This window comes from Pseudomonas sp. NFX98 (assembly GCF_047784845.1).
In the GTDB taxonomy this organism is placed as follows: domain Bacteria; phylum Pseudomonadota; class Gammaproteobacteria; order Pseudomonadales; family Pseudomonadaceae; genus Aquipseudomonas.
Genome location: NZ_JBLNNF010000001.1, coordinates 411,108 through 431,318, shown reverse-complemented (window position 1 = coordinate 431,318; position 20,211 = coordinate 411,108). Strand labels below are relative to the sequence as shown.

At 58.4% G+C, this 20,211-nt stretch carries 21 protein-coding genes; 12 read left to right on the top strand and 9 right to left on the bottom strand.

Annotated features, from left to right (window positions below):
- Positions 1–779 precede the first annotated feature (779 nt).
- Entirely contained in the window at positions 780–1,559 is a 780-nt protein-coding gene (yaaA, locus tag ACM110_RS01975) for a peroxide stress protein YaaA (RefSeq protein ID WP_338582871.1), read from the bottom strand.
- A gap of 274 nt (positions 1,560–1,833) precedes the next feature.
- On the opposite strand from yaaA, the gene ACM110_RS01970 reads away from it, so the two are divergent.
- The 5 genes from ACM110_RS01970 to moaE all read left to right on the top strand — a co-directional run bounded on the left by ACM110_RS01970 (position 1,834) and on the right by moaE (position 6,084).
- Positions 1,834–2,958 (top strand): polysaccharide deacetylase family protein, encoded by a 1,125-nt coding sequence (locus tag ACM110_RS01970; RefSeq protein WP_416126333.1) that lies wholly within the window; start codon positions 1,834–1,836, stop codon positions 2,956–2,958.
- 334 nt (positions 2,959–3,292) lie between these two features.
- Positions 3,293–4,687: a PhoH family protein gene (locus tag ACM110_RS01965; RefSeq protein WP_416126332.1), complete on the top strand. Its 1,395-nt coding sequence runs from the start codon at positions 3,293–3,295 to the stop codon at positions 4,685–4,687.
- A gap of 228 nt (positions 4,688–4,915) precedes the next feature.
- A complete protein-coding gene (moaC, locus tag ACM110_RS01960) occupies positions 4,916–5,389 on the top strand; it encodes a cyclic pyranopterin monophosphate synthase MoaC (protein ID WP_338582868.1) in 474 nt (157 codons plus the stop codon).
- Entirely contained in the window at positions 5,386–5,628 is a 243-nt protein-coding gene (gene moaD / locus ACM110_RS01955; RefSeq protein WP_416126331.1) for a molybdopterin converting factor subunit 1, read from the top strand. The genes moaC and moaD overlap by 4 nt, the downstream gene beginning before the upstream one ends.
- A gap of 3 nt (positions 5,629–5,631) precedes the next feature.
- A complete protein-coding gene (gene moaE / locus ACM110_RS01950; protein ID WP_007993258.1) occupies positions 5,632–6,084 on the top strand; it encodes a molybdopterin synthase catalytic subunit MoaE in 453 nt (150 codons plus the stop codon).
- Positions 6,085–6,203: 119 nt separating this feature from the next.
- Here the strand turns inward: moaE and ACM110_RS01945 are convergent, their stop codons facing one another.
- Complete coding sequence (locus ACM110_RS01945; protein ID WP_416126330.1) at positions 6,204–6,392, bottom strand: hypothetical protein; 189 nt, start codon at positions 6,390–6,392, stop codon at positions 6,204–6,206.
- Here ACM110_RS01945 and ACM110_RS01940 point away from each other — a divergent pair.
- Positions 6,391–7,167, top strand: coding sequence for an ABC transporter substrate-binding protein (locus ACM110_RS01940; RefSeq protein WP_416126329.1), 777 nt, complete (start codon positions 6,391–6,393; stop codon positions 7,165–7,167). The genes ACM110_RS01945 and ACM110_RS01940 overlap by 2 nt on opposite strands.
- Positions 7,168–7,253: 86 nt before the next feature.
- On the opposite strand, the gene ACM110_RS01935 is transcribed toward ACM110_RS01940, so the two are convergent.
- From ACM110_RS01935 to ACM110_RS01915, 5 genes are all read right to left on the bottom strand, one after another.
- Positions 7,254–7,895: a helix-turn-helix transcriptional regulator gene (locus ACM110_RS01935; RefSeq protein WP_416126328.1), complete on the bottom strand. Its 642-nt coding sequence runs from the start codon at positions 7,893–7,895 to the stop codon at positions 7,254–7,256.
- 108 nt (positions 7,896–8,003) lie between these two features.
- Positions 8,004–9,131, bottom strand: coding sequence for an NAD(P)/FAD-dependent oxidoreductase (locus ACM110_RS01930; protein ID WP_416126327.1), 1,128 nt, complete (start codon positions 9,129–9,131; stop codon positions 8,004–8,006).
- A gap of 146 nt (positions 9,132–9,277) precedes the next feature.
- A complete protein-coding gene (locus tag ACM110_RS01925) occupies positions 9,278–10,222 on the bottom strand; it encodes an ornithine cyclodeaminase family protein (protein ID WP_416126326.1) in 945 nt (314 codons plus the stop codon).
- Between the two features lie 126 nt (positions 10,223–10,348).
- Positions 10,349–11,824 carry an ATP-dependent RNA helicase RhlB gene (gene rhlB / locus ACM110_RS01920; protein WP_416126325.1) on the bottom strand — a complete coding sequence of 492 codons (1,476 nt, stop codon included), beginning with the start codon at positions 11,822–11,824 and terminating at the stop codon, positions 10,349–10,351.
- A 99-nt stretch (positions 11,825–11,923) separates the two neighbouring features.
- Positions 11,924–12,580 carry an alpha/beta hydrolase gene (locus ACM110_RS01915; RefSeq protein WP_416126324.1) on the bottom strand — a complete coding sequence of 219 codons (657 nt, stop codon included), beginning with the start codon at positions 12,578–12,580 and terminating at the stop codon, positions 11,924–11,926.
- A 466-nt stretch (positions 12,581–13,046) separates the two neighbouring features.
- Between ACM110_RS01915 and ACM110_RS01910 the strand changes: the two genes are divergently transcribed.
- The 4 genes from ACM110_RS01910 (at position 13,047) to ACM110_RS01895 (ending at position 17,208) form a co-directional block, all read left to right on the top strand.
- Positions 13,047–14,078, top strand: a complete 1,032-nt coding sequence (locus tag ACM110_RS01910) for an amino acid ABC transporter substrate-binding protein (RefSeq protein WP_150702904.1) — start codon at positions 13,047–13,049, stop codon at positions 14,076–14,078.
- Positions 14,079–14,143: 65 nt separating this feature from the next.
- Positions 14,144–15,325, top strand: coding sequence for an amino acid ABC transporter permease (locus tag ACM110_RS01905; RefSeq protein WP_338582855.1), 1,182 nt, complete (start codon positions 14,144–14,146; stop codon positions 15,323–15,325).
- Between the two features lie 10 nt (positions 15,326–15,335).
- The gene (locus ACM110_RS01900) at positions 15,336–16,433 is read left to right on the top strand and encodes an amino acid ABC transporter permease (protein WP_416126323.1); all 1,098 of its coding nucleotides are present in this window, start codon (positions 15,336–15,338) and stop codon (positions 16,431–16,433) included.
- Between the two features lie 10 nt (positions 16,434–16,443).
- Entirely contained in the window at positions 16,444–17,208 is a 765-nt protein-coding gene (locus ACM110_RS01895; RefSeq protein WP_003178331.1) for an amino acid ABC transporter ATP-binding protein, read from the top strand.
- A gap of 64 nt (positions 17,209–17,272) precedes the next feature.
- On the opposite strand, the gene ACM110_RS01890 is transcribed toward ACM110_RS01895, so the two are convergent.
- Both ACM110_RS01890 and ACM110_RS01885 read right to left on the bottom strand, forming a co-directional pair.
- A complete protein-coding gene (locus tag ACM110_RS01890; protein WP_416126322.1) occupies positions 17,273–17,761 on the bottom strand; it encodes a type II toxin-antitoxin system MqsA family antitoxin in 489 nt (162 codons plus the stop codon).
- Complete coding sequence (locus tag ACM110_RS01885; protein WP_416126321.1) at positions 17,758–18,069, bottom strand: type II toxin-antitoxin system MqsR family toxin; 312 nt, start codon at positions 18,067–18,069, stop codon at positions 17,758–17,760. The genes ACM110_RS01890 and ACM110_RS01885 overlap by 4 nt, the downstream gene beginning before the upstream one ends.
- Positions 18,070–18,234: 165 nt before the next feature.
- Here ACM110_RS01885 and ACM110_RS01880 point away from each other — a divergent pair, with 165 nt between their 5' ends.
- Both ACM110_RS01880 and ACM110_RS01875 read left to right on the top strand, forming a co-directional pair.
- The gene (locus ACM110_RS01880; RefSeq protein ID WP_416126320.1) at positions 18,235–18,894 is read left to right on the top strand and encodes a FadR/GntR family transcriptional regulator; all 660 of its coding nucleotides are present in this window, start codon (positions 18,235–18,237) and stop codon (positions 18,892–18,894) included.
- A complete protein-coding gene (locus tag ACM110_RS01875) occupies positions 18,884–20,191 on the top strand; it encodes a CynX/NimT family MFS transporter (protein WP_416126319.1) in 1,308 nt (435 codons plus the stop codon). The genes ACM110_RS01880 and ACM110_RS01875 overlap by 11 nt, the downstream gene beginning before the upstream one ends.
- Positions 20,192–20,211: the final 20 nt, after the last annotated feature.

The following is a 20,211-nucleotide window of genomic DNA, read 5'->3' as shown; positions in this document are numbered from 1 at the left end:
TAGATGGCCGGAGTTAATGGTGTTCAGCGGTCATAGTGCACTCGCAAGTGCGGCTAACAGGCGCAACAATGCCGTGAGTTGGCATGTAAGTTACGAGTGTCTAAATAAGTGCACTCAAGGTGTGCGAAACCAGGCCTTATTGTTATGACTTGCCCTGTTTTGCAGCCGATCCTCTATTCTGAGGATGTTCGTGCAACGGTCGTGCGCGCTCGATGTCAGGCTGAAAGCCCGTAGATCAAGCGGTTGGGTGCCCAGGTGAGCACGTTTATAGGGGCGCTGCCATGGCCTTATAGGGGATAGTCAACATGCGTTATCTCCTGTCCTTCTGTGTTGTCCAAATCAGGGATTAGTCCGCGAAAGTTAATGTGACAACTTCGCTACATGGATCTCTGTTCTGCGTAAGTTATCTCCTACAAGCTCTGTGAGAATCGTTACCGGTGGTATGAGCGGTGCATTCGGACATAGTTCCGATCCGCCTATCGTGAAATCTGAAATTTTTTGAAATATTGAGAAAGATGGCACTGCTCTCAAATTGATAGCACTTGCCGTTTCGCCCTTTATATATAGGCGGATTATTCGAGGGGATAGTTTTTTGCCACTACCAATAAAAATTTTCAGTGCCACTACTGAAAAAAAAGATCGAAGTCGAGTGAAACTAAAGTTAGAAAAACGAATGATGTATTTTTGGCGCCATTAAAATGGCGAATAAGGCGGGAAATATCGGGTCGATCAATGATCGGCGCGCGAGCGTTCTGAACGTCGTGCGCCGACCTCTTGCATCACTCTGGTGCGTGATCGCGCAGAAACACCAGACTGTCCGGTTTAGACTGCTCGGCGCTGTAGCGATAGCCCTGGACGTCGAATTGTTTGAGGGCTGCCGGGTCGTTGATGCGTTCTTCGATGACGAAGCGGCTCATCATGCCCCGGGCCTTTTTCGCGTAGAAGCTGATGATCTTGTATTGACCGTTCTTCAGGTCCTTGAACTCGGTGTTGATGATCCGTGCGTTCAGGGCGTTGCGTTTGACCGCCGAAAAATACTCGTTGGAAGCCAGGTTGAGCAACACGTCATCGCCCTGATCGGCCAAGGCTTCGTTCAACCACTCACTGATGCGCGTGCCCCAGAAGGCATACAGGTCCTTGCCGCGGGCATTGGCCAGTTTGGTGCCCATTTCCAGACGGTAAGGCTGCATCAGGTCCAGCGGGCGCAACAGGCCGTACAGGCCGGAGAGCATGCGCAAGTGTTGCTGGGCATAATCGAAATCGGCTTCGCTGAAGGTTTGCGCATTCAGGCCGGTGTACACGTCACCCTTGAATGCCAGCAGCGCCTGCTTGGCGTTTTCCGGGGTAAAAGCAGGTGTCCAGCTGCCGAAACGCGCGGCATTGAGGCCACCGATCTTGTCGGAGACGTGCATCAACTCGCTGATCTGCGCTGGCGTCAGGTCGCGCAACTGCATGATCAGTTCTTGCGAGTGATCGAGGTACTGCGGCTGGGTAAAGCGCTGGGTCGCCGGCGGTGTTTCGTAGTCGAGGGTCTTGGCGGGGGAAATCACCATCAGCATGAAGTCGTCTCCTTTAATCGTGGCGGCGATTCTAGGGGGTTGTTCGTGTTGACTCCAGCTATGGGGGTAATAGGTGATCGGTGGTGTCATGGGACAAGATCGCAGCCTCGCGTTGCTCGACAGTTCCTACAGGACCGAGTTGGCGTAAAAACGGGATGATCCGAGATACAGGTGGACGTGAATCCCTGTAGGAGCTGTCGAGCGCAGCGAGGCTGCGATCTTTTGATCTTCCCGCGATATAGTGCCGCGCGGGTTTTGTTATGGAGACATCCCATTGCGTATCGTTCTTCTATTCACAGCGTGGCTTCTGAGCTTCGGTGCCTTGGCGGCACCGGGCGATGTGGCGACGCTTGATCGCGGCACCTGGCCTGAAAAACTCAACAACCCGACGTTGTTCGACGTGGCCTCACGCGCTGAAATCCTCATGTTCGCCCGTGTACTGCTGGCCAGCGAGTCGCTGGATGAGGCGGGGATGGCCCAGCGCCTGGGCCTGCGCACGGTCAATATGGAGTCGGTCAATCGTGTGCGCGAGCGCATGTGGCAACGCTTGCTGAGCAACTTCAATTTCGCCCAGCAGAGTTGCGATCAGGATGCGTCCTTCTGTTTTCTGGTCGAGGACATGCCGACGCTGCATGAGCAGGCCGGCAAGTTCCAGATCAGCGAAGACAGCTACTACATCAAGTGGGCCGAACCGAGCCGGTTGTTCCATGCCCAGTACCTGGACGAGCAACTGCGCAAGGCGGCGCTGTTCCCGCAAACCAGTAGTGAAGTCGATCATTTTGGCGACTATGAGCGCGACGGCGAAGCGATGCACGACCGCCTGTTCCTGCTGACATTCGACAGTGCCGCGAATGCCGTGCCGGACAACACGGACTGGGTCAGCGAGTACCTGCGCAAGGCGAACATGAGCGGTACGTTCTTCGTTCTCGGCAAGGACATTCAGGCGCGATTGGCCGACCGTTCGGTCAGCAGCCTGCAATCGACCTATTCAACCCAATGCGTCGGCGTGCAAGGCTGGGAGTTCCGCTCGCACAGTCACTGGCAGGACTGGCAGGATTCGGTGCGACGCAGCGTCGAACTGGTCAAAGGCAAGCTGCCGGAAAACTATGTGCCGCTGTTCCGTCCGCCCGATGGCCAGCGCCGCTCGGATGCCGAGGGCTTCTACAAGTCCCAGGGCTTGCAGGTGGCGTTGTGGGACATCGATGCCCAGGACGGCGCAGGCAAGCTCAAGGCCAGCCAGAGCGGGCAACGGGTATTGACCCTGATGCTGCTGTGGCGTCATGGCGTGATCAACTTCAATGTGAAACAGGACGGGGTGAAAACGACGCTGCCGTGGTTGATGACGCAAACGGCACAGAGCGGGATCGGTTGGGAGGATTGTCAGGACGGGTTTCGATAAACGGTAAAAGCCCGGAAACATTGGGTTTCTGGCAATTTTTTGAGGGGTTTCGAAGCAGGTTGACTTCCGACTGTAAACGGATGATGGCAGTCCGCCAAGTGCTATTGGTCAATCTGAAAAATAAACTTCAAAAAAACGTCAAAGTACTTTTTTCTGTCATGTGTTTTGGAGTATTACGAAGACAGACCGCCGAAACCTGCAACACAGGTGGCGTCTCCCAAGACCCAGCTCTGTATGCAGTCACTTGAGTCCCCGCAGGTGAATTCGGCAGTCACTTCGAGGCGCAGCACCGCCAAGGTATTGCGTCGAATGGCTCCCACAAAGGTGACCGAGTATGGATGATCACGGACGTAGCTCTTCTTCCAACCAGCCAATCCTTTATGTACTCGATACCAACGTATTGATTCACGATCCAAACGCGCTGCTCAACTTCGAAGAACACCACGTCGCCATCCCGATGACCGTGCTTGAAGAGCTGGACAAGCTCAAGAGCGGGCACCACAGCGTTGCCGCCGAATGCCGCCAGGCCATTCGCCTGATCGACAAGACCCTGGGCGATGCCTCACCCGAGGACGTCGAGCAGGGTGTGCCGATCCAGCGTGGCAAGAGCGGACCGAAAGGCTTGCTGTCAATTCTGATGAGCAAGCAGGCTGAATCGAACCTGATTCTGCCCGAGCACCTGAACGACAACAAAATCATCAACCAGCTGATCGACCTGCACGCACGCGATCCGAAGAAGCCCGTGGTGCTGGTCACCAAAGACATCAACATGCGCCTCAAGGCCCGCGCCTGCGGGATCGCGGCCGAGGACTACAGCACCGACCAATTGGTCGACGACGTATCGTTGCTGCCCAACGGCTACCACAACATGACCGGCTCCTTCTGGGACCGTGTGAGCAAGGTCGAAACCCGTCAGGACCACGGCCGCACCTGGCATCAGGTGCAACTGATCGACAACCTGCCGGCGGTGCACATCAACGAGTTCATCATCGATGAACAGGGGTTTGTCGGCTGGATCAAGGAGATCGAGGAAGACAAGCTGCTGATCCTCGACCTGCATCAGGAGCCATTGCTGCATCAGGAAGCCTGGGGCCTGAAACCACGTGACATCTATCAGAGCCTGGCGCTGTACGCCTTGCTCGATCCGGATATCCATCTGGTCAACCTGTCCGGCGCGGCCGGTTCAGGTAAAACCATCCTGGCCCTGGCCGCTGCAATCGAGCAGACGATGGTCAGCAAGCGCTATCGCCGGATCATCGCTACCCGCAGCGTGCAGGGCCTGGACCAGGAAATCGGTTTCCTGCCCGGCACCGAAGCGGAAAAAATGGAGCCGTGGCTGGGCGCCATTACCGACAACCTCGAAGCCTTGCACATGGATGACGAAAGCACCCATGGCAGCGTCGACTACATCCTCAGCAAAGTGCCGTTGCAGTTCAAATCTCTCAACTACATTCGGGGCCGCAGCTTCCAGCAGAGCCTGATCCTGATCGACGAATGCCAGAACCTCACGCCGCACCAGATGAAAACCATCATCACCCGTGCCGGCGCCGGTTCCAAAGTGGTGTGCCTGGGCAACCTGGCACAGATCGATACCCCATACCTGTCCGCGACCAGCTCCGGGCTGACCTACCTCACTGAACGTTTCAAGGACTTCCCGAACGGGGTGCACATCACCCTGCAAGGGGTGCCACGTTCGATCCTGGCCGAATACGCCGAAACGCATCTATAGCCGCATCAACAAAACCGGGCGGCCTCAAAACCGCCCGGTTATTATATGCCCGGCACAATTCCCCTGTAGGAGCTGCCGAAGGCTGCGATCTTTTGATCTTCGCCTTGAAAATCAAAAGATCGCAGCCTTCGGCAGCTCCTACGTTGGGAATGTGGTGATCGGACAATCGTGCGTGCGGAAAATTGACCTGCAGGTTTACAATCGACGCTCCTGATCAGGAGTAATCCCGTGCTGACTCATCTCGATTCCCAAGGTCGCGCCAACATGGTCGACGTCACCGAAAAAGCCGTGACGTTCCGTGAGGCGACGGCCCAAGCGCTGGTGCGCATGCTCCCCGAAACGCTGCAGATGATCGTCAGCGGCGGTCATCCCAAGGGGGATGTTTTCGCCGTGGCGCGTATTGCCGGCATTCAGGCGGCAAAGAAAACCAGTGACCTGATTCCGCTGTGCCATCCATTGATGCTGACGGGTGTGAAGGTCGAACTCAGTGCCGAAGGCGACGACACCGTGCGCATCGAGGCACGCTGCAAGCTGTCCGGGCAGACCGGCGTTGAAATGGAAGCCCTGACCGCTGCCAGCGTCGCCGCATTGACCATCTATGACATGTGCAAGGCTGTGGACCGCGGCATGACCATCGAAAGCGTGCGTTTGCTGGAAAAGGTTGGCGGCAAGAGCGGGCATTTCCAGGCGGACCAGCCATGAACGTTACCGTGAAGTTTTTCGCCCGTTATCGCGAGGCGATGGGTGTGGATTCGGTAAAGGTCGAAGGTCAATTCGCCACCGTTGACGACGTGCGGGCGCTGTTGGTTCAGCGTGACGGCGCCGAGGTGCTGAGTGAGCAAAACCTGATGTGCGCGCGCAATGAAGACCTGTGCCAGCTCGACGAGCCGGTCAGCGACGGCGACGAAGTGGCGTTTTTTCCGACCGTGACCGGGGGCTGAATCATGGCCATTCGTGTGCAGTCCACAGCGTTCGATCCGGGCGCTGAAGTCAACGCCATGCACGATGCCAATGTCGGCGTCGGCGCGGTGGTGAGTTTTGTCGGCTACGTGCGCGACTTCAATGACGGTCTCGACGTCGCCGGGATGTTCCTCGAACACTATCCGGGCATGACCGAAAAAGCCCTCGGCAAGATCGCCGTCGAGGCCGAGCAACGCTGGCCGCTGCTCAAGCTGGAAGTGTTGCACCGCATCGGTGCCCTGGAACCGGGGGAGCCGATCGTCTTCGTCGGCGCCGCCAGCGCCCACCGCCAGGCAGCGTTCGATGCCTGCGCCTTTGTCATGGATTACCTGAAAACCCGCGCACCGTTCTGGAAGAAAGAAAACACCAGCGACGGGCCGCGTTGGGTTGAGGGACGTGACAGTGATCATGCGGCGGCGGATCGCTGGAAGCAGTAGTTCCTGCGGCGTCCTCTAGCCCGTCATCGCGGGCAAGCCCGCTCCCACAGGTTCTGAGTCGTACACAAAACCTGTTTACAGTGAAGATCCCTGTGGGAGCGAGCTTGCTCGCGATAGCGTCATTCGTAACAACAAAAAACCTGCGGATTCACCACCCGACCACCGGCCGGCACGGGCTGCATTTGCCTGATTGACGGATAATACATAAAAGTCCAGTATGGAATTATAAGTACAAAAAAGATTTTCCCCTGTTTCTGCTCTTTCTTCTGTCTTGCCAAACCAACAACAACCCGCGAGAGAACGAACATGAAGAAATTCCCCCTCATCACCGGTCTGGCCCTGAGCCTGTTGGCGTGCAACTCTGTGTTTGCCGCCGAGAAAACCCTGCGCATCGGCATCGAAGCGGCGTATCCACCGTTTGCCTCGAAAACCGACAAAGGTGAAATCATCGGTTTCGACTACGACATCGGCAATGCCTTGTGCGCGCAGATGCAGGTCAAATGTGTGTGGGTCGAAGGTGAATTCGACGGTCTGATTCCTTCCCTGAAAGTGAAGAAAATCGACATGGCGCTGTCGTCCATGACCATCAACGAAGACCGCAAGAAGTCGGTGGATTTCACCCACAAGTACTATTTCACTTCCTCGCGTCTGGTGATGAAGGACGGTGCGGTGGTGGATGACCAGTACGCCAGCCTCAAGGGCAAGACCATCGGTGTGCAGCGCGCGACCACCACCGACCGTTACGCCACTGAGGTGTTCGAGCCCAAGGGCATCACCGTCAAGCGTTACGGCAACAACGAAGAGATCTACATGGACCTGGCGGCCGGTCGTCTCGATGCGATTTTTGCCGACACCATTCCGCTCAATGACTTCCTGTCGATGCCACGCGGCAAGGGTTATGCGTTTGTCGGGCCGGAGCTGAAGGATCCGAAATACGTGGGCGAGGGGGCGGGGATTGCAGTGCGCAAGGGCAATGCCGAGTTGGTTAGCCAGTTGAACACGGCTATCGATGGTATTCGGGCGAATGGCGAGTATCAGAAGATTTCCGAGAAGTACTTCAAGTCCGATATCTACGGCGATTGATCGATAAAAGATCGCAGCCTGCGGCAGCTCCTACAGGGGAATGCAATCCAATGTAGGAGCTGCCGCAGGCTGCGATCTTTTGATCTTCAGCCCTTCAATTCCTTCAAATGCTTGTACACCGTCGCCCGCCCCATGTTCAGCACATTGGCCACATAGTTCGACGCGCTCTTGCCCTTGAACGCGCCTTCGGCGTGCAGGGCCAGCACCAGTTCGCGTTTGTGATCGCGGGTCAGCAGGTTCAGGCTCAGCTGACGCTCGCGCAACCAGGCGTGGAGGAAGGTGTTGATGCGCTCCTGCCAGTCATCGCGAAACAGTGAGTCCGGTTGCGGGATCAGTTTGGTCGGCGACAGGAACAGGTCCAGTGCAGCCTTGGCATTCTCGAACAGCGAAATATTCAGGTTGATGCACAGCACCGCCAGCGGATGACCTTCGCTGTCGCGCAGCACCGTGCTGAGGCTGCGAATCTTCTGACCATCCCAATTGAGCTTTTCGTACGGCCCGATGTTTCGTTCGCTGACATCGTCACTGAGCATGTCTTCCAGTGCCGAGTCGTCACCGATCATCCGTTTCGACAGGTTGTTGGCGATGTAATCGACCTTTTGCGTGCGCAAGTCGTGCAGCACCACCTCGGCGTGAGGAAAGAACAACGTGGCGATGGCATCGGCGATTGCCCGGAAGTTATCCAGGGACGTGTCGTTCAGGGCCGGGTCTTTTTCGGGTGCGTTCATGCGGTTCGGCTCTTCATACAGTGGAACTCCGGGCAGCTTCAGCGCCCCGCAAAACGGGGCACCGAAAGTGTGCCGCAATCGCGTCGGCACGTCACCTGAGGATAAGGCTCAGCCCAGGCGGGCAGGGGACAGCATCTTGGCGCTCAGACCGAAACGGGTGAGTTGCTCAGGGAGCGCCTCGCCGCGTACCAGCGCGGCACTGGCCTGGCCCATGGCCGGTGAAGTCTGGATGCCGTAGCCGCCCTGTGCCGCGACCCAGAACAGCCCCGGCACCTGCGGATCGAAACCGGACAACAAATCGCCATCGCTGACGAAGCTTCGCAACCCGGCCCAGGTCCGGGTCGGACGGCGAATGGTTAGGGTCGTGGCTTCTTCGATCTGGTAGATGCCCATGGCGATGTCCAGCTCTTCGGGCTGCACGTCGTGGGGTTCCACCGGGTCGGCGTTGGCCGGCGAGCCGAGGAACATCCCGGCGTCGGGTTTCATGTAGAACGATTCGTCGAGGCTGACCAGCATCGGCCAATGGTGGATGTCCACGCCCTCGGGACCGGCGAAGATGAAGGCGGCGCGGCGTTTCGGTTGCAGGCCCAGTGGTCGGGCACCGGCCAGTTCACCGATCTTGTCGGCCCAGGCACCGGCGGCGTTGATGATGATCGGCGCGCTGAAGGTCTGGGTATTGGTTTGCACGTGCCATGTACCGTCGGCATCACGGCTCAGGCCGAGCACTTCGGTGTCGGTGTGCACTTCGCCTTTGTTGCGGCGGATGCCGCGCAGGTAGCCCTGATGCAAGGCATCGGTGTCGATGTCGCTGGCAGTCGGATCGTAGATCGCGCCGTGGACTTTTTCCCGGCGCAGGATCGGCAGGCGTACACAGGCCTCTTCAGCGCTGAGCAACTGCATCTCCGGCACCGTGGCTTTGGCGCTCAGGTATTGATTGTTGAGTTCGGCCGGATCGCCGGTGAAATCCACGGTCATTTCACCGCGCGGCGTCAGCAGCGGGTGTTCGCAGAAACCGCTGGGTGGTGCGTCGAAAAAATCTCGACTGGCCTGGGTCAGTGCGCGAACTTGCGGGGTGCCATAGGCAGCGGTGAACAGTGCCGCCGAACGTCCGGTGGAGTGATAGGCCGGATGGGATTCACGTTCGAGCACGATCACGCGTGCGTGCTGCGACAGCCAGAAACCGGTGGAAGCGCCGGCGATCCCGCCGCCGATGATGATGAAATCTGCCTGGCTCATGAACGTCTCCTGTTGGGGCGCAAATGCCAATGGTATCGATGACCTCTGTAGGAGCTGTCGAGTGAAACGAGGCTGCGATTTTTTAATGGCAAGATCAAAAGATCGCAGCCTCGTTTCACTCGACAGCTCCTACAAGGGGTGTGGTGTTAGCGCTGCATTTGGTAAAGGGCATTCGCCAGCGCGATGTCTTCCAGGCCCAAACCAATCGAGCGGAAGAACACATGACGGTCGTAACCGGGACGCTGGACCTTCTCGCTGATCAGATCAGGCAAGTCGCCGATGATCGCGCTCTTGTCCCAACCATGCTGTTCACCGGCAATCAGCATTTCGCCGGCCGAGCCTGGGGTGGTCAGACGATAGTCACAGAACACCTGCATGTCATTGAGGCTCTGCGGTGGCACTTCGTGGGCGCGAGGGGCGTTGGTGCTGATCGAGGTGATCAGCGCCGGTTTGTTCAGCGTCGAAGGATCGATTACCGGGCCGGCAGACGAGGTGCAGAGCATGATCACGTCGGCGTCCTGAGCGGCGGCTTCGCGACTGTCGACGATGTTCAGGCGCGGCTCGATGCTTTTCAGCAGGGCGACGGTTTCCACGTCGTCGCTCAGGTTCGGTGCGTACAGGCTGATGCTCTGCCAGCCGCGCAGGCGCTTCACGTAATGCAGATGCGCCTGGGCCACTTTGCCGCTGCCGATGATGGCCAGGCGAGTGGCGGTGAGCGGCGCGAGTGCATCGACCGCTACAGCGGTAGTCGCGGCGGTGCGGGCTGTGGTCAGTTCACCGGCATCGCAGAGCAGCAGCGGCTGGCCGGTCTGTGCCGACATCAGCAGCGTCCACGCCGTCACCAGCGGGCCTTGTTCGCGCACGATATACGGCGAAGTCTTGATCCCGTAAACGCCGTCTTCGGCCAACACGCCCAGGTAGTTGATGAAGTCGCCGGCGCCTTGCGGAAACTCCACCAGTTGCTGCGCCGGTTGCACGGCTTGCCCGGTCGCCAGGTCACGGAACATTTTGCGCAGGATCTGCGGCACATCGACTTGCGCCAGCAATTCGCGAGCCTGGGCTTGATAGATCACATGAGGCGTACTGGACATGGTCGGCTCCGGGGATGGGTATAAACTAATTTGTCCATTATGGACTTTTAGTTATCGCGAGCAACATCCAAACGAAAAAAAAGCGCAGTCCGTTTCCGGGCTGCGCCTCTTTCTGCACCTCGTCCGTTATGGACGTTTGCGCTCAACCGCCCGCAATAGATGCGTCGGTGGTGTCTCACAGCTGATTTTCTTGCCCAGCAACGCCTCGATGGACGGTAGCTGGTAGGAGTCGTCTTCACCGGCAAAGCTGATGGACACGCCGTCCGCACCGGCGCGACCGGTACGCCCGATGCGGTGGACGTAGTCGTCCGGCACTTCCGGCAGGGTGAAGTTGATCACGTGGCTGATGCCGTCGATGTGGATGCCGCGACCGGCAACATCAGTCGCCACCAGCACGCGGATCTTGCCTTCGCGGAAGCCTTCCAAAGTCTTGATGCGTTTGTGCTGCGGCACGTCGCCGGACAGTTGCGCGGCATTGATGCCGTCGCGCACCAGGCGTTCTTCGATGCGCCGCACTTCATCCTTGCGGTTGGCAAACACGATCACCCGCTCCCAACCGTTGTCGTTGACCAGGTTGTAGAGCAGTTTGTATTTGTCGGCACCAGCCACCGCGTAGATGTGCTGTTCGACGTTTTCGTTGGCCACGTTCTGCGATTCGATCTCGACGATCGATGGGTCGGTGGTCCATTGCTTGGCCAGATTCATCACGTCTTCAGTGAAGGTCGCGGAGAACAGCAGCGTCTGACGCTCATTCTTTGGCGGGGTCTGGCGAATGATCTGGCGCACTTGCGGGATGAAACCCATGTCGAGCATGCGGTCGGCTTCGTCCAGCACCATCACTTCGACCATGTCCAGATGCACGTCGCCGCGCTGGTTGAAGTCCAGCAGGCGGCCGGGCGTGGCCACGAGGATGTCGCAGTGGCGGGCTTCGAGGTGCTTGAGCTGCTTGTCGAAGTCCATGCCACCCACGAACGTCATGACGTTGAGGCCGGTGTATTTGGTCAGGTCGGCGGCGTCCTTGGCGATCTGCACCACCAGTTCGCGGGTCGGCGCGATGATCAGTGCCCGTGGCTCACCCATGTAGCGCTCTTTTGGCGGCGGGGTTTGCAGCAACTGGGTGATGATCGAGATCAGGAACGCAGCGGTTTTGCCAGTACCGGTCTGGGCGCGGCCGATGGCGTCTTTGCCGGCGAGGGTGAAACCCAGCACCTGCGCCTGGATCGGCGTGCAATACGGGAAGCCCAGGTCCTGAATGGCGTGCATCAGCTCTGGGGCGAGTTTGAAATCGTGGAAGCGGGTTTTGCCTTCCTGGGGTTCAACGACGAAGTCTTCGAGTTTCCACGGGATGACCGGGGCTTTTGGCTTCGGTTCGCGACGCGGCTTGGTCGGTTTTGGCGTTTCGCTGCGCGGTTGTTCGGCCACGGTTGGCGCCGCTGGCTCGATGGCCGGCTCGTGTTTCGGTGCCGCTACGGGGGCGGTCCGGCCAGGCTGATTACCGTCGGTGCGGTGGCTGGGAGTGTGAGACGGAGCGCTGGGGACTGGCGCGAGTTGCTCAGTCTCGCTTTTACCGAACATTTTCTTGAGTGCTTTGAGCACGGTCATCTCATCAATTGGTTAAGGAATGTACGCCGGCCAGTGTAATGCAAGAATCGGGCGCGGCGTAGTGGGATGGATCAAAGGGCGTTTTTAAGCATAAAAGGCTTAGCGCAAGCGCTCGGCGAGCCAGGCGCCGATGTCGCGGATCTGCTCGGGTAACACTTCGTGGCCCATTGGGTATTCCTGCCATGTCACGGTGACACCATGCTGCTTCAAATACTCGTAGGCACTGCGGCCCATCGAGTTTTGCACCACGTCATCGTACTGACCGTGCAGTGAAAGCACCGGAATACGCTGCTGGCTGGCGGACAATTGCAGTTCATCACTGAAAGTCGGCGCATAAGTAGAGAGGGCAAGTACGCCACCGAGTGGTCCCTGCCATTTCAGGAATGCGGTGTGAAACACCACGGCGCCACCCTGGGAAAAACCTGCCAGGAAAATTCGCGAGGCGTCTATTCCGCTGGCTCGCTGCGCTTCGATCAATTCAATGATCCGGTCCGCCGACACTTCCAGTTGCTCGCGATTGATCGCGCGCGCCGGGCTCATGGCCAATATGTCGTACCAGCTCGGCATCTCGTAGCCGCCGTTGATGGTGACGGCGCGGGTCGGTGCCTGGGGTAGAACGAATCGGGTACTCAGCAAGGTTTCCTGCAGGGCTTCGGCTACCGGCAGGAAGTCGTAGCGGTCGGCGCCCAGGCCGTGCAGCCAGATCACGCAGGCGTCTGCGGTCTTTACGGGCTGAAGAATCAAGGGCTCGGTCATGTCTGCTCCAATTTTGTGCGTGCGCTCTGATTGAGTGCGAAGTCTCAGTGCGCGTCTGGTTGATCAGTTACGAAGATGTCGCAAGGCTACAACTTTTGCTATTGACCTGTCGCTTAACCGCTTTAGCGGCCGGTGTGGTACGGGCTTTGCTATGGCGATGTCTGTACGAATAATCCCACGTCTGTCGGTAACACTATCAGGCCAAGGTTGGTGGTGGGATTACAAAATCCGGTGATGGATGTTCGCCAGCGGCCGCTACGGGCTTCGCGAACGTGAAAGGGCTACAGCCCGTTCGGCCGATTGGTGAGAAGTGAGTTGTCCATTATGTGGATTTTCTCCTACTAGACTCATGGCTACGGTCCTACGTCGGTTGACCCTCAAATAAGCCAACACGGGTCAACAACGCCTCAAAAGGGTGCGACTGGACTCACGCTCCGACACAACAAGAGCAAAACTGGAGGTTTGAATGAAGATGTTGAAATCCACCCTGGCAGTCGTGACTGCAGCCGCAGTACTCGGCGTCAGTGGGTTCGCTCAGGCGGGCGCGACCCTGGATGCAGTGCAGAAGAAAGGTTTCGTACAGTGCGGCGTCAGCGATGGCCTGCCTGGCTTCTCGGTTCCAGACTCCACCGGCAAGATCGTTGGTATCGATGCTGACTACTGCCGCGCTGTCGCCGCTGCCGTGTTCGGTGACGCGACCAAGGTCAAGTTCAGCCAGTTGAACGCCAAGGAGCGCTTCACCGCGCTGCAGTCCGGCGAAATCGACATTCTGTCGCGCAACACCACCATGACCAGCTCCCGTGACGCGGGCATGGGCCTGAAATTCCCGGGCTTCATCACTTACTACGACGGCATCGGCTTCCTGGTAAACAACAAGCTGGGCGTGAAAAGCGCTAAAGAGCTGGACGGCGCGACCATTTGCATCCAGGCCGGTACCACCACCGAGCTGAACGTTTCCGACTACTTCCGCGGCAACGGTCTGAAATACACCCCGATCACTTTTGACACCTCCGATGAAAGCGCCAAGTCGCTGGAATCCGGTCGTTGCGACGTGCTGACCTCCGACAAGTCCCAACTGTTCGCCCAGCGCAGCAAGCTGGCTTCGCCGAAGGACTACGTGGTTCTGCCGGAAACCATTTCCAAAGAACCTCTGGGCCCGGTCGTGCGTAATGGCGACGACGAGTGGCTGGCTATCGTGCGCTGGACTGGCTACGCCATGCTCAACGCTGAAGAAGCCGGCATCACTTCGAAGAACGTCGAAGCTGAAGCCAAGGCCACCAAGAACCCGGACGTAGCCCGTCTGCTGGGTACCGACGGTGAATACGGCAAAGACCTGAAAGTGAAGAAAGACTGGGTCGTACAGATCGTCAAGCAAGTCGGCAACTACGGTGAAGTGTTCGAGAAAAACCTCGGCAAGAACACTCCGCTGGAAATCGACCGCGGGCTGAACGCCTTGTGGAACGCTGGCGGCATCCAATACGCACCACCAGTGCGCTGATGGTTCTATCACCCGGTGGGCCAACCACCGGGTGATGTTCTGTTCCATTATTTCCGGGGCACTTCATGCAAAATTCAATCGGCGCACCAAAGCAGAGGCTCAGCCTCAGCGATCCACGAGTGCGTGCGTGGGTATTCCAGATCATCACGATTATCGGGGTGGTCTCGTTAGGCTGGTTTCTGTTCGACAACACGCAAACCAACCTTCAGCACCGGGGCATTACCTCCGGTTTCGACTTTCTGGAGCGCAGTGCCGGTTTCGGCATCGCTCAACACCTGATCGACTACACCGAATCGGACAGCTATGCCCGAGTGTTTGTCATCGGTCTGCTCAACACCCTGCTCGTGACCTTCATTGGCGTGATCCTGGCGACGATCCTCGGTTTCATCGTCGGTGTGGCACGGCTGTCGAAGAACTGGATCATCGCCAAAGTGGCGACAGTTTATGTGGAAGTTTTCCGTAACATTCCGCCGCTGCTGCAGATCCTGTTCTGGTACTTCGCCGTGTTCCTGACCATGCCGGGGCCGCGTAACAGCCACAACTTCGGTGACACCTTCTTCGTCAGCAGCCGTGGCCTGAACATGCCGGCCGCGCTGATGGCCGACGGGTTCTGGGCGTTTGTGATCAGCGTCGTGGTCGCCATTGTCGCCATCGTGCTGATGAATCGCTGGGCCACCAAGCGCTTCGAAGCGACTGGCGTACCGTTCCACAAGTTCTGGGTCGGCCTGGCGTTGTTCCTGGTGATCCCGGCCTTGTGCGCACTGATTTTCGGCGCGCCGGTACATTGGGAAATGCCGAAACTGCAAGGCTTCAACTTTGTCGGTGGCTGGGTGTTGATCCCGGAGCTGCTGGCACTGACCTTGGCCTTGACCGTTTATACCGCGGCGTTCATCGCCGAAATTGTGCGTTCGGGCATCAAGTCGGTCAGCCATGGCCAGACCGAAGCGGCGCACTCGCTCGGCCTGCGCAACGGTCCGACCCTGCGCAAGGTGATCATCCCGCAAGCCCTGCGCGTGATCATCCCGCCGCTGACCAGCCAATACCTGAACCTGGCGAAAAACTCCTCGCTGGCGGCCGGTATCGGTTATCCGGAAATGGTGTCGTTGTTTGCCGGTACGGTGCTGAACCAGACCGGGCAGGCGATCGAGGTGATTGCCATCACCATGAGCGTGTACCTGGCGATCAGTATCAGCATTTCCCTGCTGATGAACTGGTACAACAAGCGCATTGCGCTGATCGAGCGGTAAGGAAAAGCGCATGAGTACTCATACTTTCAAACCTGACATGCCTCCACCGAGCAGCAGCATCGGTGTGGTGGCGTGGATGCGCGCGAACATGTTCTCCAGCTGGCTCAACACCCTGCTGACCCTGTTCGCGTTCTACCTGATCTACCTGGTGGTTCCACCGATCCTGCAGTGGGCGATCATCGACGCCAACTGGGTCGGCACCACCCGCGCCGACTGCACCAAGGACGGCGCCTGCTGGGTGTTCATCCAGCAGCGTTTCGGCCAGTTCATGTACGGCTACTACCCGCCGGAACTGCGCTGGCGCGTGGACCTGACCGTGTGGTTGGCGGTCATTGGCGTGGCACCTCTGTTCATCTCACGCTTCCCGCGTAAAGCGGTGTACGGCCTGGGCTTCCTGGTGTTGTACCCGATCATTTCCTGGTGCCTGCTGCATGGCGGCGTGTTGGGCCTGCCTGCCGTGGCGACCAGCCAGTGGGGCGGCCTGATGCTGACTCTGGTGATCGCCACCGTCGGTATCGCCGGCGCGTTGCCGCTGGGGATTGTCCTGGCGCTGGGCCGTCGTTCGAACATGCCGGCGATTCGTGTGGTCTGCGTGACCTTCATCGAATTCTGGCGCGGCGTGCCGTTGATCACGGTGCTGTTCATGTCTTCGGTGATGCTGCCGTTGTTCCTGCCTGAAGGCATGAACTTCGACAAGCTGCTGCGGGCGCTGATCGGCGTGATCCTGTTCCAGTCGGCCTACGTGGCCGAAGTGGTGCGCGGTGGCCTGCAAGCGATCCCTAAAGGTCAGTACGAAGCGGCCGCGGCGATGGGCCTCGGTTACTGGCGCAGCATGGGCCTGGTGATTCTGCCGCAAGCCCTGAAGCTGGTGATCCCCGGCATCGTCAACACTTTCATTGCGCTGTTCAAGGACACGAGCCTGGTGATCATCATCGGCCTGTTCGACCTGCTCAATAGCGTCAAGCAAGCCGCCGCTGACCCGAAATGGCTGGGCATGGCCACTGAAGGCTATGTGTTCGCAGCCCTGGTGTTCTGGATTTTCTGTTTTGGTATGTCGCGCTACTCCATGCATTTGGAACGTAAGCTCGACACTGGCCACAAGCGTTAGGAGTTCTTTTATGAGCGAAGCAATCAAACAGCCTGTGAGCCCTGAAGGCATTATTCAGATGCAGGGCGTGAACAAGTGGTACGGCCAGTTTCACGTACTGAAGGACATCAACCTCAACGTCAAGCAAGGCGAGCGTATCGTCCTGTGCGGGCCGTCGGGTTCCGGCAAGTCCACCACCATCCGCTGCCTCAACCGTCTGGAAGAACACCAGCAAGGCCGCATCGTGGTCGATGGCGTGGAGCTGACCAACGACCTCAAGCAGATCGAAGCGATCCGTCGTGAAGTCGGCATGGTGTTCCAGCACTTCAACCTGTTCCCGCACCTGACCATTTTGCAGAACTGCACCCTGGCGCCGATGTGGGTACGCAAGATGCCCAAGCGCAAGGCCGAGGAAATCGCCATGCACTACCTGGAACGCGTACGCATTCCGGAGCAGGCGCACAAGTATCCGGGGCAACTGTCCGGCGGTCAGCAACAGCGTGTGGCGATCGCCCGTGCACTGTGCATGAAACCGAAAATCATGCTGTTCGATGAACCGACTTCGGCGCTGGACCCGGAGATGGTGAAGGAAGTGCTCGACACCATGATCGGCCTGGCCGAAGACGGCATGACCATGCTCTGCGTGACCCACGAAATGGGCTTCGCCCGCACCGTGGCCAACCGCGTGATCTTCATGGACAAGGGTGAAATCGTCGAACAGGCTGCACCGAACGACTTCTTCGACAATCCGCAGAATGATCGGACCAAGCTGTTCTTGAGTCAGATTTTGCATTGATTGGCTCTTGGCAGTGAAATGAACCCGGACTGAGCTCCGGGTTTATTTTTGCCTGGGGTTTGGTTCAGGACATCTGTGCCGCTTCCTGCTCAGGGAACCGCTCGGCCAATAACTGCCGTAATTCGGTGCCTTCGTTCATCGCTTGTACTTCGGCGAGCAGGTGAGGGTGACGATCCAGCAGACGCATCAATGTGAGCAAGGGTTGAGGTGGGGCTAGCTCGCCGCGCTCATAGCGGGAAAAGGCATTGTGCCCGCCGCCAGAGAGTTGCTTCACTGCTTCCTTCTGCGTGAGGTGCAGTTTGCGGCGGATGCGTTTCATCTCGCTGGCAATAACCTGGAAGTAGTCTTCAAGCAGGCGATCGCTCGCATTGGAGTAACGCTCGGCGCTGTCGGTGTCATGATCGAATTCGATCTCGCCACAGACCTGACATTCCCAACCTGCAATGTCGTGTACCCGTCGTGCTACCTGTTTGTAGTCAACAGTAAAACTGCGTCCATCAAAATGCCGCATTCCGTCGAGAGTGCCGCAGCTGACGCATTGCTGTGTTTTCATTGGTTTTTCTCCTTGAAGGAGATTACTGGATGCCTACCGCCCGGGCGATAAGTCACTTTGATGTAAATCTCCCGATCCTGAAACGTTGTGTGATAGACGTCTTGCCAGATTCGATGATCGGCATAGGTCGTCATCGATTTATGCAGCATCCGGAACTCAAGCAAATAAACGATTCGTAGCATCTGCGACAGACTCAGCCCCATCCTTCGGCCGCCGTCTCGAGCGGTCATTGAAAATGCATCGCTGCCGAGTCTGCGCACTTCTTCCCTGATCACCGCCAAGTCGTAATGGGGTGTGTGCTTTTCCATAGCGTTAATTAACCTTCTCTTAAAATTACCCTTAAAGGGTAATTTTTACCAGTCGAAAATCATGCTCTTTTACCTGCCCTATGACCGTAGGCGGTTGCCGTCCTACACGGAGCTGACTAACATGTCAGAAAATTCATCCTATGATTGGATGAAAGGGCGAGTCCTATGTCTGAAATTTCTCCATTAGTTAAACGATCCCTCGTTGATCAGGCCCTGGATCAGTTGCGCCTGCGCATCACCCAAGGCGTCTGGACAGTCGGCCAGCGCTTGCCCACCGAGCCTGAGCTGTCGGCAGAACTGGGCATTAGCCGCAACACGGTGCGTGAAGCCATGCGCGTATTGGCGTTTTCCGGGCTGATCGAGATCCGCCAGGGCGACGGCAGTTATCTGCGCGCGGTGGTTGATCCTCTGGATACCCTGAAGGCGCTGTCCAGTTGTTCGCGGGAACAAGCGCGCGAAACCCGGCACATCCTTGAAGTCGAGGCTATCGGTCTGGCTGCGTTGCGCCGCACCGATGAGGATCTGGTGGCGCTGCGCGAAGCCCTGGGTGTCAGCGGCAGTCACTATCACGGCGACCTCGACACTTACATCGCGTGCGATCTGGTGTTCCACCGTCGCTTGGTGGACGCCGCGCACAATCCGACGCTCAGCGAGTTGTATCGCTATTTCTCCAGCGTGGTTGGCGCGCAATTGCGCCACTGCCTGAACATCACTCCCCGACGCCAGGAAGTGTTCGACCTGCACATCGAACTGCTCGATGCCGTCGAACAACGTGACCCGGAACGGGCCAAAGCGCTGTCGAGGCAGTTGATCAATGAACCTTGAAACCGAGAACACCATGCCCAGCAACCCAGGCAAGATCGCAGAAACCAAGCGTGCGGCGGAGCTGGAAGAGCTGCTGATCGACGCTGAGGCCGATGACGAACAGGTCCAGCAAACCCATCCTGTCTTGCGCCGGCCATGGCTGTTGCTGCTGGGCCTGGTGCTGGTGGCGCTGAACCTGCGCCCGGCGTTGTCGAGCATGGCGCCGATGCTCAGCGAAGTGTCGAAGTCTCTCGGTCTGTCGGCCTCCCAGGCCGGTTTGCTGACAACACTGCCGGTGCTCTGCCTCGGCCTGTTCGCGCCACTGGCGCCGCTGCTGGCGCGACGTTTCGGCGCCGAGCGCGTGGTGCTGGGCATTCTGCTGACACTCGCGGGCGGGATCATTCTGCGCAGCTCGTTTGGCGAAATCGGCTTGTTCGCCGGCAGCGTGTTGGCCGGTGCCAGCATCGGCGTGATCGGCGTGTTACTGCCGGGCATCGTCAAACGCGACTTCCCGAAACAGGCCGGCACCATGACCGGCGTGTACACCATGGCCCTGTGCCTGGGCGCGGCGATGGCGGCGGGTGCGACCGTGCCACTCAGTGAGCACTTCGACAAGAGCTGGGCCTTGGGCCTGGGTTTCTGGGTGATACCAGCACTGGCCGCTGCGCTGTTCTGGTTGCCGCAAGTCGGCCAGAAACACGGTGCGCACAACGTCGCCTATCGCGTTCGCGGTTTACTGCGCGACCCGTTGGCCTGGCAAGTGACTTTGTACATGGGCCTGCAATCGTCGCTGGCCTACATCGTGTTCGGTTGGTTGCCGTCGATCCTCATCGGTCGTGGCCTGACCCCGACTCAGGCCGGGCTGGTGCTGTCGGGTTCGGTGATCGTTCAACTGATCAGCTCCCTGGCGGCGCCGTGGCTGGCGACTCGCGGCAAGGATCAGCGTCTGGCGATTGTGATTGTGATGGCGCTGACCCTCGGCGGCCTGTTCGGCTGCCTATATGCACCGATTGAAGGCTTGTGGGGGTGGGCGATCGTGCTCGGTCTGGGGCAGGGCGCCACGTTCAGCCTGGCGTTGACCTTGATCGTGTTGCGCTCGCGGGATTCACACGTGGCAGCAAACCTGTCGAGCATGGCCCAGGGTTTCGGTTACACCCTGGCGTCGATGGGGCCGTTCGCGGTGGGCATCGTGCATGACTGGACCGGCGGCTGGTCAGCCATCGGCTGGATTTTCGCGGTCATCGGCAGCGGCGCGATCATTGCCGGTCTCGGCGCCGGGCGTGCGCTGTACGTTCAGGTGGAAAGCGAGAAAGTCTGATCCCGACACTATCGGTATTC

Bases quoted from the DNA above. Each gene is read 5' to 3' on its own strand.
- yaaA (WP_338582871.1), bottom strand. From the start codon at position 1,559: ATGCTGATGGTGATTTCCCCCGCCAAGACCCTCGACTACGAAACACCG.
- ACM110_RS01965 (WP_416126332.1), top strand. From the start codon at position 3,293: ATGGATGATCACGGACGTAGCTCTTCTTCCAACCAGCCAATCCTTTAT.
- moaD (WP_416126331.1), top strand. From the start codon at position 5,386: ATGAACGTTACCGTGAAGTTTTTCGCCCGTTATCGCGAGGCGATGGGT.
- moaE (WP_007993258.1), top strand. From the start codon at position 5,632: ATGGCCATTCGTGTGCAGTCCACAGCGTTCGATCCGGGCGCTGAAGTC.
- ACM110_RS01940 (WP_416126329.1), top strand. From the start codon at position 6,391: ATGAAGAAATTCCCCCTCATCACCGGTCTGGCCCTGAGCCTGTTGGCG.
- ACM110_RS01945 (WP_416126330.1), bottom strand. From the start codon at position 6,392: ATGTTCGTTCTCTCGCGGGTTGTTGTTGGTTTGGCAAGACAGAAGAAA.
- ACM110_RS01935 (WP_416126328.1), bottom strand. From the start codon at position 7,895: ATGAACGCACCCGAAAAAGACCCGGCCCTGAACGACACGTCCCTGGAT.
- ACM110_RS01930 (WP_416126327.1), bottom strand. From the start codon at position 9,131: ATGAGCCAGGCAGATTTCATCATCATCGGCGGCGGGATCGCCGGCGCT.
- ACM110_RS01925 (WP_416126326.1), bottom strand. From the start codon at position 10,222: ATGTCCAGTACGCCTCATGTGATCTATCAAGCCCAGGCTCGCGAATTG.
- rhlB (WP_416126325.1), bottom strand. From the start codon at position 11,824: ATGACCGTGCTCAAAGCACTCAAGAAAATGTTCGGTAAAAGCGAGACT.
- ACM110_RS01915 (WP_416126324.1), bottom strand. From the start codon at position 12,580: ATGACCGAGCCCTTGATTCTTCAGCCCGTAAAGACCGCAGACGCCTGC.
- ACM110_RS01910 (WP_150702904.1), top strand. From the start codon at position 13,047: ATGAAGATGTTGAAATCCACCCTGGCAGTCGTGACTGCAGCCGCAGTA.
- ACM110_RS01905 (WP_338582855.1), top strand. From the start codon at position 14,144: ATGCAAAATTCAATCGGCGCACCAAAGCAGAGGCTCAGCCTCAGCGAT.
- ACM110_RS01900 (WP_416126323.1), top strand. From the start codon at position 15,336: ATGAGTACTCATACTTTCAAACCTGACATGCCTCCACCGAGCAGCAGC.
- ACM110_RS01895 (WP_003178331.1), top strand. From the start codon at position 16,444: ATGAGCGAAGCAATCAAACAGCCTGTGAGCCCTGAAGGCATTATTCAG.
- ACM110_RS01890 (WP_416126322.1), bottom strand. From the start codon at position 17,761: ATGAAAACACAGCAATGCGTCAGCTGCGGCACTCTCGACGGAATGCGG.
- ACM110_RS01885 (WP_416126321.1), bottom strand. From the start codon at position 18,069: ATGGAAAAGCACACACCCCATTACGACTTGGCGGTGATCAGGGAAGAA.
- ACM110_RS01880 (WP_416126320.1), top strand. From the start codon at position 18,235: ATGTCTGAAATTTCTCCATTAGTTAAACGATCCCTCGTTGATCAGGCC.
- ACM110_RS01875 (WP_416126319.1), top strand. From the start codon at position 18,884: ATGAACCTTGAAACCGAGAACACCATGCCCAGCAACCCAGGCAAGATC.